The sequence below is a fragment of the Neptunomonas sp. genome, from assembly GCF_041601355.1.
Classification (GTDB): Bacteria; Pseudomonadota; Gammaproteobacteria; order Pseudomonadales; family Balneatricaceae; genus Neptunomonas.
Map to the genome: position 1 here is coordinate 1 of NZ_JBFIIH010000123.1, position 11604 is coordinate 11604.

At 44.4% G+C, this 11604-nt stretch carries 16 protein-coding genes; 7 read left to right on the top strand and 9 right to left on the bottom strand.

All coding sequences use genetic code 11. The features are described 5' to 3' along the window. Positions 1–383: 383 nt before the first annotated feature. Together ABY436_RS16065 and ABY436_RS16070 are read right to left on the bottom strand one after the other, a co-directional pair. Complete coding sequence (locus ABY436_RS16065; protein ID WP_372739949.1) at positions 384–1346, bottom strand: calcium/sodium antiporter; 963 nt, start codon at positions 1344–1346, stop codon at positions 384–386. 59 nt (positions 1347–1405) lie between these two features. Next, positions 1406–1885, bottom strand: a complete 480-nt coding sequence (locus ABY436_RS16070) for a phosphate-starvation-inducible PsiE family protein (RefSeq protein ID WP_372739950.1) — start codon at positions 1883–1885, stop codon at positions 1406–1408. A gap of 332 nt (positions 1886–2217) precedes the next feature. Between ABY436_RS16070 and ABY436_RS16075 the strand changes: the two genes are divergently transcribed. Continuing rightward, a complete protein-coding gene (locus ABY436_RS16075; protein ID WP_372739951.1) occupies positions 2218–2625 on the top strand; it encodes a pyridoxal-dependent decarboxylase in 408 nt (135 codons plus the stop codon). A gap of 44 nt (positions 2626–2669) precedes the next feature. Here the strand turns inward: ABY436_RS16075 and ABY436_RS16080 are convergent, their stop codons facing one another. Then, positions 2670–3155 (bottom strand): Crp/Fnr family transcriptional regulator, encoded by a 486-nt coding sequence (locus ABY436_RS16080; RefSeq protein ID WP_372739952.1) that lies wholly within the window; start codon positions 3153–3155, stop codon positions 2670–2672. Positions 3156–3474: 319 nt separating this feature from the next. Between ABY436_RS16080 and ABY436_RS16085 the strand changes: the two genes are divergently transcribed. Further along, positions 3475–3954, top strand: coding sequence for a DUF1456 family protein (locus tag ABY436_RS16085; RefSeq protein WP_372739953.1), 480 nt, complete (start codon positions 3475–3477; stop codon positions 3952–3954). 105 nt (positions 3955–4059) lie between these two features. On the opposite strand, the gene ABY436_RS16090 is transcribed toward ABY436_RS16085, so the two are convergent. Genes ABY436_RS16090 through ABY436_RS16100 form a run of 3 tightly spaced genes read right to left on the bottom strand, consistent with a single transcriptional unit; the run spans position 4060 to position 6193 of the window. Next, complete coding sequence (locus tag ABY436_RS16090; RefSeq protein ID WP_372739954.1) at positions 4060–4311, bottom strand: RNA recognition motif domain-containing protein; 252 nt, start codon at positions 4309–4311, stop codon at positions 4060–4062. Between the two features lie 53 nt (positions 4312–4364). After that, the gene (locus ABY436_RS16095; RefSeq protein ID WP_372739955.1) at positions 4365–5111 is read right to left on the bottom strand and encodes a pseudouridine synthase; all 747 of its coding nucleotides are present in this window, start codon (positions 5109–5111) and stop codon (positions 4365–4367) included. Continuing rightward, on the bottom strand, positions 5111–6193 hold the full coding sequence (locus ABY436_RS16100) for a site-2 protease family protein (RefSeq protein ID WP_372739956.1): 1083 nt from the start codon (positions 6191–6193) through the stop codon (positions 5111–5113). Before ABY436_RS16100 ends, ABY436_RS16095 begins: the two co-directional genes overlap by 1 nt. 139 nt (positions 6194–6332) lie before the next feature. Here ABY436_RS16100 and ABY436_RS16105 point away from each other — a divergent pair, with 139 nt between their 5' ends. Then, on the top strand, positions 6333–6578 hold the full coding sequence (locus ABY436_RS16105) for a hypothetical protein (RefSeq protein WP_372739957.1): 246 nt from the start codon (positions 6333–6335) through the stop codon (positions 6576–6578). A 37-nt stretch (positions 6579–6615) separates the two neighbouring features. On the opposite strand, the gene ABY436_RS16110 is transcribed toward ABY436_RS16105, so the two are convergent. Next, the gene (locus ABY436_RS16110) at positions 6616–6960 is read right to left on the bottom strand and encodes a DUF2956 domain-containing protein (RefSeq protein WP_372739958.1); all 345 of its coding nucleotides are present in this window, start codon (positions 6958–6960) and stop codon (positions 6616–6618) included. Positions 6961–7167: 207 nt separating this feature from the next. Here ABY436_RS16110 and ABY436_RS16115 point away from each other — a divergent pair, with 207 nt between their 5' ends. The 3 genes from ABY436_RS16115 (at position 7168) to ABY436_RS16125 (ending at position 8440) form a co-directional block, all read left to right on the top strand. Then, entirely contained in the window at positions 7168–7338 is a 171-nt protein-coding gene (locus ABY436_RS16115) for a hypothetical protein (RefSeq protein ID WP_372739959.1), read from the top strand. Between the two features lie 92 nt (positions 7339–7430). Further along, complete coding sequence (locus ABY436_RS16120) at positions 7431–7913, top strand: N-acetyltransferase family protein (protein WP_372739960.1); 483 nt, start codon at positions 7431–7433, stop codon at positions 7911–7913. 107 nt (positions 7914–8020) lie between these two features. Further along, positions 8021–8440, top strand: coding sequence for a GFA family protein (locus tag ABY436_RS16125; protein WP_372739961.1), 420 nt, complete (start codon positions 8021–8023; stop codon positions 8438–8440). Between the two features lie 55 nt (positions 8441–8495). Here ABY436_RS16125 and ABY436_RS16130 read toward each other — a convergent pair whose 3' ends face one another. Then, positions 8496–8723 carry a hypothetical protein gene (locus tag ABY436_RS16130; protein ID WP_372739962.1) on the bottom strand — a complete coding sequence of 76 codons (228 nt, stop codon included), beginning with the start codon at positions 8721–8723 and terminating at the stop codon, positions 8496–8498. A 20-nt stretch (positions 8724–8743) separates the two neighbouring features. After that, positions 8744–10507: a SulP family inorganic anion transporter gene (locus tag ABY436_RS16135; RefSeq protein WP_372739963.1), complete on the bottom strand. Its 1764-nt coding sequence runs from the start codon at positions 10505–10507 to the stop codon at positions 8744–8746. A gap of 154 nt (positions 10508–10661) precedes the next feature. On the opposite strand from ABY436_RS16135, the gene ABY436_RS16140 reads away from it, so the two are divergent. After that, complete coding sequence (locus ABY436_RS16140) at positions 10662–11591, top strand: 5'-nucleotidase (RefSeq protein ID WP_372739964.1); 930 nt, start codon at positions 10662–10664, stop codon at positions 11589–11591. Positions 11592–11604 lie beyond the last annotated feature (13 nt).

The following is an 11604-nucleotide window of genomic DNA, read 5'->3' on the forward strand; positions in this document are numbered from 1 at the left end:
ATGTCTGACTGGGTTAAGGTAGCGGCTTAATTGGTGGACGAGTATTTATTATGAGTGAGATTGCCTGTAGCCATTGTGCCAAAAGCTTTTCAGAAGAACTGGGTTATTGCCCGCACTGCAAAACGCCAACAGTCGCCCAGAAAGAGCAGAACATTAACGCAGCGCAAAAAAAGTTTATACGCTATTTTATAGCCTTGGTTGTGTTCTGCATTATCATGATCCTGTGGTTACCGCGTTAATCACAATTGTTCGGTGTTATTACCCGGTACTCTTGCTCAGTACTTTTGCTGGCCCTGTTGCTCGGCCCTGTTGCTAGGGACTGTTGCTAGGGACTGTGGCTCTAGAGCATCAGAAGAAAGCACCGGATAGCGTCTCGCTCTGGATTAACTCTCAATGAAAAAGAAACTGATGAAGAGATAAGTAAAGTAACCCAGCAATAACACACCGCCTTCTATTCGGCTTAGTTTGCGGTCTGTAAATAAGAACAGGAAAATCAGGAACGCTGCCCCAAGCATTATCCACTGGTCAAACTCGAGCACTCGTCCTTTAAGCGTAAGCGGCTGCAGGATAGCAGAAACACCGAGTATACCTAATATATTGAAAATATTGCTTCCAAGGATATTTCCGACGGCTACGTCAGCGTGGCGCCTCAGAGCCGCAATGACAGAAATCGTAAGTTCAGGAAGAGATGTACCAACGGCGACCAATGTTAGTCCAATAACAGCCTCTGATACACCTAAGCCATTCGCAATACCCACGGCGCCTTTGAGCAACACCTGAGAACCTGCAATCAGTAAAGCAAGCCCGCCGATAACGGCAATTGCAGACCATAAAAAAGACTCTGGAATCTTTTCTATTTCCGCGGATTCAGCTTCATGTAAAGCACCCGAAAGTGTGGATTTATCCTGTTCCGTCCAATAAGCCCATATTAAATAGCTAAAAAGGGCAGTGATAAAGATCATTCCATCAACAACAGACAATGCGCGTCCTGACGCGAGCAAGACAAACAGCAGGCTGGCAGCAATCACTACCACAGCGTCACGGCGAAGCGACAAAGGCGAAACCGCTAAAGGACTAATCACGGCGCAGAGACCAAGCACCAATAGAATATTGGCAATATTGCTACCGACAACATTCCCTATGGCTATATCGGGCTGCCCGTTGATAGCCGCATCAACTGAAACGACAAGTTCTGGCATTGATGTACCAAACCCAACGATCAGGAGTCCTGAAAGCAAAGGAGAAATACCCAGTCGCTTAGCGATAGCCAGCGACCCTCGAATCAATACTTCACCGCCAGCGGTTAATAACCCGATCCCGAGAAGTAAATAAAGAAGATTTAACATCGTTTAGCAAAACCCTGAATCAATAATTATTGGGTCCCTGGAGAGAGTGTTTGGCAGGTTTAATTCAGAGTATGGTCTTGATTTTGATTATTGCTAACCAGACTATTGCTATGTTTAACCAGCCAGTAAGCCACACCCAGTGCAAGGGTAACAAAACCAAGAGCTACTACCTGTTCTGAAGTAACAAGCTTAAGGTCTAATACAATAACCTTTCGGGCAATCGCCATAAGCGCCGTTGCAATAACTAACTCTACAGGAAAGGTATTGCTGCCAAGATATAGTCTGATGTTGATGAAGATTTCTATACCTATCAGTACAACCAGAAAGGCCGCGAAAGTTTCAAGTATATCGTTGATATCAAGGAGAAAAAAGGGTGGGGATGCCAGCTTGTTGTAGAGAACAAGCACAACATCGGCAATACTCCAGAAGATTACAAATACCATCAAAACAGCCAGTATTTTTATTCCAGCCCGAATTGCACGGTGTAATGCTTTTATCAGAGGGTCAGAGTGATCCTCTGATATCTCTTCATGCTTCATAAATGCTCCTAGAAAATGATGTAAAAATCCTCAGTAGCAAGACCATCATCCATCTTGCCCTAGAGCTCCATTAGATGTGAACTATTAGAGAATGGCAAGGGCCTGAATGCGGCAATGATCAGTTTATAAGGTAGCTAAGAATATAATTAAGCAATTCACATTCTGTGCGTCGTTCAGCGCTTCGGCGCAGGTATCGCACTTGAATGAAGCAAGGCCATAACACCCAGCTGTTGGCCGGCTTGTTCTATCTATTTTTCCATCACACAAGTCGTGTCGGCTGGGATTAGTGGTGTTATTGGTTGTCGCTGGAGATACTATTGGAGATGTGACAGATGAAAGAACGCCTTGAGCTGTTATCCCGCGCTATTCACGAGTGGATGCCGAAAAACAGGCCTGTCTCGCAGGTGCCTGCCGCTGCTGAGTTGGAGAAAATTCTGGATATCTCGTTAGGAGAAGAGGGCTGTGATCAGGCGCATTACTCAGCGCAAAAAGCGGCTAATGTGTTGGCTATCGGAACAGATAACCTGGTGACTGTGGCCAGTAAAAATGAGGGCAGGATCTGCTCTGTCGCGTTACAAAAAGAGATTACTAAAAGCCTCAAGCAAGGCCATCTGCCTTTCTATATTGGCTTAACGGCAGGGACAACAGTCACCGGTGCTTATGATCCGGTAGCGGTTTGCAGCAAGATTGCCCGTGCGCACAATATCTGGCTACAAATCGATGCTGCCGGATCAGTGTGAGTTAATTGGCAGAGAGCTGATCGCTAAGCAACTCAAAAGCTGATCTAGTCGGTGATATTGTGATTGGCTAGTTTGTCGTCACACTCTCTAAGGCGTCTGGCCATCTCTCTGGATAGATTAAGCAGGAGTATGCCGAAGTCAGTCGGAAAGGTTTCGTGTAAAGAGTGGAACAGACTACAGGATATTTTAAGTGCGATGCTGTCTTCCCCGGCGAAGGCATCACCGACCCTATTATGCAGACCGATCATTGCTACTGATCCTATTTCCTGACCAAATTGGTAGGTACGGATATGTGTGGATTGGTGTTTGCCTTCTTTGAAGAACTGGATGGTGCCTTTTAACACAACAAAGAAGTTGTCGCCGGGTGAGTCGTATGCAAATAATTGATCCCCTTTATCCAGCTGGAAGATGATGCCATTTTCCAGCAGATAAGTGAGAGCGTTGTTTGATAGGGCGCCCAGGGTCGAAGCGTTTTTGAAATAATCTATCCCAAATTTTTCTATCAATTCAGCGCCTGTCAAGTTTTGCATTTTATATTTCCCACACCAGCGTAATAACTGAACATCTACTACCTTAGAATAATTATAGGCCAATAAAGCTTGGGGGGGCAATTACACTTCACTTCCAGAAGTTCACTACCCAGTCTTGATGTTTGAATGAGTCACGCATTACACACCCTGAATGCCTTCAGAAAGAGTAGCGGTCTGATTTGATAATCAGACAAGGTAAAACATTGCTACCGGCTCACATAGAAGAGGTTTCGTTCTACATGAGCTTTTAATCTGTTAAAGTGGCAATCCCATCAGTGAGTCGTTGTGATCTTGCTGCCACTCGACTAAGAGCATACATGTGACTAATAACGATATTTTACGTCGCCTTCGCTATACCTTCGATTTTAGTGATTCTAAAATGATTGAAATTTTTCGTCTTGCAGACCATCAGGTAACAAGAGCACAGGTTTCGGGGTGGTTAAAAAAAGAGGAAGATGCCGGGTATCTGCGCTGCAGTGATCGCGAATTTGCTATTTTTCTGAATGGCTTGATCAATGACATGCGTGGCAAAAAAGAAGGGGCCGCACCTGAACCTGAGCGCGTATTAAACAATAATATTATTTTCAGGAAATTGAAAATCGCATTAAACATGACGGCTGAAGATATTCTTGATGTGATGTCAGAAGCTAACAACCAGATCAGCAAGCATGAGCTGAGTGCTTTTTTTCGTAAGCCGGATCACCAGAATTATCGCGATTGTCAGGATCAGGTACTACGTAATTTCCTGTCAGGTGTGCAGTTTAAATATCGTGATAAGCAGAAAAAACTGCCTGTTTGAGCAGCGATTACACCTCAGGGATTGCTGGACGTCATCCAGCAATCTTATATGCAGAGATTGATACGGCTCTTGTGACTGAATGCTAAGAGCCTTAGCCCCCGTCTCTTATTTCGCGCCTGTTTCTTCAGCTTTTTTGACACGAATAATATTATCGCCAACTTTTGTACCGTTCAGCGTTTTTATGGCGGCTTTGGCATCACCTATCTTTGGCATCTCGACAAAAGCAAAGCCCTTGGATTTTCCATTGTGCTGATCTAGCACCAAATTGCAGGACTGTACTGCGCCATGAGCCTCGAACATTGCCAGAAGTTCTGCTTCGGTAGTCGAGCGGGAAAGATTGCGGATTAATAATTTCATGAAGTAGCCGTGTTCTTATATGGTGAATGAAGAAAAAAATAATTATCGTGATATTAGCAGAGATCGGCTCTGAGCCCAATGATGCGAGTCTGGCTATGTGATAAATGCGCCTTCAGTTCGCTGATCTCTGTGTTGCTTAGCTCGCGGCTTTGATTCAGCGCCAAGCTACTTAACGTTAAATTCAAAATACGAATACGTTGCAGATCTATGACTTTATAGCCCAGCGAGCGTGTCATTCTTCTGATTTGACGGTTTAGGCCTTGTGTCAGAGTAATTTCGAAACGATTTTTGCTCAGTAGTTTAAGTTGACAAGGCCGTGTTAAAACGCCATCCAGCTCGATTCCCTGGCTCATTCTTTGTTGGAAGTCAGTGCCGATATCGGGTTGTCGGTAGTGCGGCTCAACGCTTACTAAATAGGTTTTAGGATGCGAGTAATCAGGGGATAATAAGCGCTGACATAAAATGCCGTCGTTGGTGAGCAGCATTAACCCGTGGGAGTCTTTATCAATCCGGCCAACCGGGAATAAACGTGTGGGTCGTGTTACATGGTTAACAATACTATGCGGATTGTCAGCAACACAATTACAGTCGATACCCACGGGTTTATTGTAAATGACATAGCAGCATTGGTCGGGCAGTATGGCTTTTCGTCCGTCAGCAATGATTTTTTCATCACCTTCTACTGTCGCCGGATGCTCAGCAACGATGCCATTAATGCTCACCAAGCCGTCAGCAATCATTTTAATAGCAGCACGCCGTGAACAGATCCCGGCGTGTACTAAGAACTGTGTCAGGCGCATTAGCTACTCAGGATTTTAAGGGGTAAGGCCAGAGCCTGGTTTTCACCCTGACCGAGAATCCAGATGATCGCACTTAAGCCGCCGAGCGTTGTAAAATACCAGAGGGCTGAAACAAGCTGCCCGTAACGATCCAGTGGTAACAGTTCACTAAAGTGACGTCGCTTCCACTCAAACAAGATCTCTATACTGCCAATGGCTAATAAAAAACCTAACAGCGCCATACCAAAATAATAGCTGGCAAAAATGCCACCGACAGCCGCCAGCACACAAGCAACCAAGCCCACCACAGAGTTCATGGAGAAGGCGATACTTTTTAAAATATGCCCGCCATCCAATGGGAGTACCGGCAGGAGGTTAAACAGGTTGAGTAAAGCATTGAATACAGCAAGCCCTGCGAACAGTTCGATATCAGTAATCCAATAAACCAGCAGGCATACGCAAGAAAGAATGAAACCAAAAAACGGCCCCATAATCGAGATGTAGACATCTTGCCAACGCGTATTTATTTTGTCATCGGATAGTGCCAGGCCTCCGACAAACGGGATGAGGTAAATCCCTTTGGTTTTTAAGCCAAAATATTTCATGGCGCGGATGTGCCCATATTCATGAAATACCAGGCAAAGAATCAAAGCAATGGCAAATTGAATTGAAAAAAGCCAAGCGTAAGCTGCTAAACTACCGGCTGCAAAAAGCACTTTAATTACTTTTGCGCTTTTGAATAATTTGAGAGCCAGCGACCCGAGCCCGATGATGCTTATTTTGTTCGGTATTTTAGGACGCTGTACTACTTCCTGGCGCTCAATGTCTTTTTCATTCAGTGCGCTTTGATTTATTATTTCATCGTTAACATGTAGCTGATACTGTAATGAAAAAGGCTGCCAGGTTAAATCGACACTCAGTTTGCATTGAATTTCAGTCTGGTCTGCCTGTAAAGTGAACAGATGAACGGGGTTGGAAGAAGGATCAGCACTGGCATTATGTTGTGACACCAGTTGATTATCCCAGTATAAAGCCTGCCAGCCAGCCATTGAGCCTTCGAGTCTTAACTCCCGCCCAAGGCAGTCTATTCGTAATAATTGCAAACTGATGTTCCATATAAATGATTAGAAGCGCAAATTATCGCTGATTCCACCCATCAGGCAAGTGATACTCGGTTTTTATTCTTCTGCAAAGCAATTGATATAGTCATCGCTATATCAAAAGACACTGGAAATACCATTTATGACCAACAAGGCGTTTATCCTTCAGCGGATCTGTATTTTTGCTGGAAGGGAGTTTGATCCTGATTCTGACGAACAGGTAGTAGAAGTTTTACGAGATAAATTTAATCTTTCGTTGCCACAGCGCCGTTCAATGGACGACTCTTTGTCAGCGCTAGCCAGTGATCACGAAGTTATTAAATTGATTCTTGAGTATCGTGCATTAGGAAAAGTAAAAAAGAACTCACCTCATATACATGATGTTTAGTGAGTACTTTATGCTAATGTAGTTTGTGCTGATGCGGTTAATACCATAAATAAGCAGCAAATATTGACCAGGAAATAAGTAACAGCAACCAAGGCAGTTGCGTTTTCAGTCGAGTTGGTGCGGTGCTGAGTGGTGATCTTGCCTGTGAGTGTTTTAAAACTCCTTCTTCTGGTAGCGCGTTATCAGTAGTTCGTTGATTAGCCGATTTTATTTTTTTCTTCTGACGGTCCAAATCGCGTGCTTTGGCTTTTTGCTGTTTTTTGTACAGGTCAATGCCTTTTTGAATCCCCTGTGCGATCAGTTTGCTTTGCTCTTTTGTTTGCCCTGGTTTTTGAATAGTGCGGGTGATATTCATCGCTTCTGTTTTGGTTTCATCTGACACTGTGTTTTTAATTTGACGGCTCATTCATATATCCTTGATGTGGAAAGTATTCAGTATAATCTGTGTATTTTCGAAAGCGTGCTCGCCCTGATTAAAAGGGCGTTAGTATAAACGGCGATTGGAAAATGAGCACTTGCATAAACAGCGCTTGTTTCACGCTTTTGTTCTCCGTATATTTTTACTTTACTATTTTTCCAGAGAAAATTTATGTCTAAAGTTGTTGTTACTTTTGAGTATGAAAAAGAAACCAAAAACAGCGTGCGTTATCAGGAAGTTCCGGAAGAGGGAAAAGCACCTATTATGGGATCTTTGTATGTGCAGAAATGGTTTGCCGGTAATACCAAATCGCTTGAGGTCACCATCGAAAAGAAGGACTAGGTAACTATCTCATTTGCCTGAAAATTCAAGAATTATCTACTACATAAGCCGACAAGTGAAAATGAACCATCTTCAATCTGAAAAGGAGTGATATGCCAGTTTTAGCGATCAGAAGTGCCACAATTGATGATGCTGGAGTAATTCTTCAGTTTGTCAGGGAGTTAGCTGCTTATGAAAAAGCAGAGCATGAAGTATTGGCGACCGAGTCATCTATCAGAGAATCGATTTTTTCAGAAGAGTCGGCAACTAAAGCTGTCATTTGTGAAAGCAATGGAAAGCCGGTAGGCCTTGCAGTCTATTTTTTGAATTATTCTACGTGGTTGGCTAAGCACGGTTTGTATTTAGAGGATCTATACGTCACGCCTGCTGCTCGCGGTACCGGTGCTGGTAAGGCCTTACTGAAGCATCTTGCACAAATAGCGGTCAAAAAAAATTGTGGTAGGTTTGAATGGAGCGTACTCGATTGGAACGAACCCGCGATTCAGTTTTATCAGTCATTAGGTGCTAAGCCGCAAAATGAATGGGTTGGCTATCGGCTATCAGGCCAGGCATTGCAGGATTTGGCGGGCTCATAAAAGTAAGCCATGAAAGAAAGAGATAAATATAAATCAAACGAAGCTAGTTAAAAAGGTGACTCGAACATTGACTCACCTAATCAGCCTGAAAAAACCAAGAGGTTGCTATGTCAGAATTTAATGGAGTAACGGGTAGCTGTTTATGTGGGGAGGTACATGTTCAGGTAGCCAAAGTATCCAATAAGGTGGGTGCCTGCCACTGTGGAATGTGCCGAAAGTGGGGCGGAGGACCCTTGCTGGCGGTGGATTGCGGCACTGAGGTGACATTTACAGGAGAAGAGAATATTACCACTTTCGCTTCTTCAGAATGGGCCAAACGAGGGTTTTGTAAACAGTGTGGTACCCATCTGTTTTATCATTTAAATGAGAATAATCAATATATCATGCCGGTAGGGCTGCTGGAGAATATTGATGAGTTGTTATTTGATCATCAGATCTTTATTGATAAGAAGCCTGCTTACTATAGCTTTTCTAATAAAACGGCCGATATGACAGAAGCAGAAGTGTTTGCTCTGTATGGTGCTTAGTTTAGGTTCTTAAGGTTATCTAGTGGGCTATCTAATGGGTTATCTAATGGGTTATCTAAAGAGTACCGTTCATTAAGAGCTGATGAAAGCTGCCTTTAATGGCGACAACGCCATTGATCAGCACGACTGCACTGATGACTACCGAGGTGAATGCAATGGGTGCCAGCTCAAAAGCAGTGACGGCTCCCATCACAATCATACCTAAAGCAAATCCTGTTACGGTTTGCACACAGGTGGCAAAGGCAATGATGGCGATAAAAGGAATTAGTGTTTCCAGGCCCATAAGATGTCATCGTTACTCTTTTAATGTGACTGACTGTTTACAGAGGGTGAGTTGCATTCTTTGAAAATTCGACTGCTGCAACGATCACAGATGTCGCGATCGAGCTGGTCATATATTTTTCTAATCGCTTCCCCTTTGGACTGAAAAAACACCTGTTCTCCGAGGCTGCCAAAGTACTCTTCACGTCTGAGATATTCATTAACTTGTTTTTTAAGATTGGTCAGATAAAGCGCCTTTCCCATATTCTGGCGGCGCTTGGCTTCGCGCATTAGCATTTCGGCTCCGGCAATATCAATATGATTCATACCGTCGCCGATAATGAGTACATTGGGTTCGATGATGCTTTCAAGGTAGTCCTTAACATAGTTAACGGAGCCAAAGAATAAAGAGCCTTCAATACGGATGATTTTTAGCTGCGGACAACGCGGCTGGGTGACTGATGCAATACCGAAAAACGGTCGGCTGGAATTAGGGGCGGGTAATACTTCTACGATATTGGGCTGCGAAGTGCGTTTAAGATAAAACACCAACGACAGAATAACGCCCAAATAAATAGCAAACTCAAGCGCCATGACAAGAGTGGCCGCAAAGGTCACTATCAGCACTGCAAATTCAGACTTACCGGCGCGGAAGATAAGCCTGATGTGATGGAAATCAATCAGGTTATATGACACTACCAGCAGTAACCCCGCCATACTGGGAATGGGGATAAAACGTGTCATTTCAGAGAACAGAAGTACGATAACTGCCAGTGATATAGCGGCAATAATAGCCGCTAATGGGGTTTTTGCACCGGAGCTGAAGTTAACGCCCGTGCGGGTAAACGAGCCAGAAGACGCGTAAGAAGAAAATAGTGAGCCGATAATGTTTGAAAGTGCCTGGCCATAAAACTCCTGATTACCGTTTATTGACTGATGCGAGCGTGTTGCTACAGAGCGAGCAATCGAGACGGCTTCGACTAAGCCTAATAAGCCGATAGCGATTGCTCCGGGCGCCAAGGCATAAAACACACTGGAATCAATGCCAGGAAACATAAAGGGAGGCAAGCTACCGGGGATCGCGCCAACCAGCGCAATGCTGTGTTCGTTCGCTCCTAACCACCATGCAAACACACTGCTGATGATCATAGCAATAAGCATGTTAGGCCAGCGTGGTAACAGGCGTTTAAAAATCAGGCAGGTAACAACGGTGACAGCGGCGACAGAGAGTGCATAAAAATTAGTGTTGTGTGCGGCTGAAAATACGCCGGACCATGTCGAGAGGAAAGCGCCGTTACTTTCTATCGAGATGCCTAAAATGTTTTTAACCTGGCTGGAGGCAATAACGATAGCAGCGCCGGTTGTGAAGCCAACCACCACAGAGTGCGATACAAAATTAACCAGGGTTCCGAAGCGAAAAAAAGCTAACAATAACTGAAATAACCCCGCCATGAGTGTGAGTGCTAGTACAAGGTTGATGAATTCTGTTGAGCCGGGAGTCGCCAGTGGACTAACTGTGGTGAAGACAACAATGGATAATGCGGCTGTTGGGCCAGAAATAAGATGCCATGAGGAGCCAAATAGGGCAGCAATAATGGCAGGGATAATCGCCGCGTATAAACCGTATTCAGGCGGCATGCCGGCAATCAGTGCGTAGGCTACCCCTTGGGGCAGTACGATGACAGCGTTGGTGATACCCGCAAAAAGATCATCACGCGCTTTGTCCCTGGTAATAAGGCGAGACCATACCAGAAAGGGAAACAAGCGAACCCAGTTAAATGGCGGCTTGTTTGGTTGGTTCTGCATAAGACTGACTCTAGTAATTGATTTTTCTTAACTTTTTTATTATGGCATATCAACCACTATGTTCTTAGTGAAAGTGCATATAGCCTGCAGAGATTTCATCTTTCACTGCAATAATATTACTATGATCTCCCGTTATGCCGTTACAGGGATTTTCATGTCATACCCCATCGAAAAAAAATTGGTTATCGCTGTATCATCCAGCGCTTTATTTGATCTCTCTGAATCCAACTCGATCTTTGTCGAGCAAGGACCAAAGGCATACAAACAGTTCCAGCAAGACAATCTGGAGAAGGTGTTGGGTAAAGGCGTTGCATTCCCTTTTATCAAGCGATTCTTGAATATCAACAACCGGTTTGCAGAGCAGGAGCCGGTCGAAGTTGTTTTATTGTCGCGTAATTCTGCGGCCACCGGTAAGCGTGTTTTCAGGTCTATCCAGGCATATGGGTTAAATATTACACGTGCCGCCTTTGTGGAAGGGAAGTCTCCCTTTGAGTATGTGCCGGCATTTAATGCGTCGCTGTTTCTCTCTGCCAATGAAAAAGATGTGCAAAATGCCATCGATGCGGGCTTTCCTGCCGGTGTGGTGTTGCCGGGAGAATCCGTGAATGATGAGGGTAGTGAAGAACTGAGAATTGCATTCGATTTTGATGGTGTGATTGCGGATGATGAATCTGAAGCTGTTTTTAAAAAGGGCGATCTTCCTGTTTTTCAAAAGCATGAAGTGGATAACTCCCATATCCCTCATAAGCCAGGGCCTTTGGCTGACTTATTTAAAAAGCTGTCATTTTTACAAAAACTTGAAGATGAAGAAGTAGAGAAAAACAGGGGCTATAAACGCGTGCTGCGAACCGCGATTGTGACGGCGCGCAACGCCCCATCGCATGAGCGGGTGATTACGACACTGGAATCCTGGGGAGTCAGTGCCAACGAAACGTTTTTTCTGGGTGGTATGGCAAAAGAGCGAATCTTGTCGCGCCTCAAGCCACACATGTTTTTTGATGATCAGCGCTCTCATCTTGAGTCAGGCGCAGGGGATATTCCCATGGTGCATATTCCTTTTGGGGTAGCGAATACGCTCAAGTGAGAAAAGCTGATAA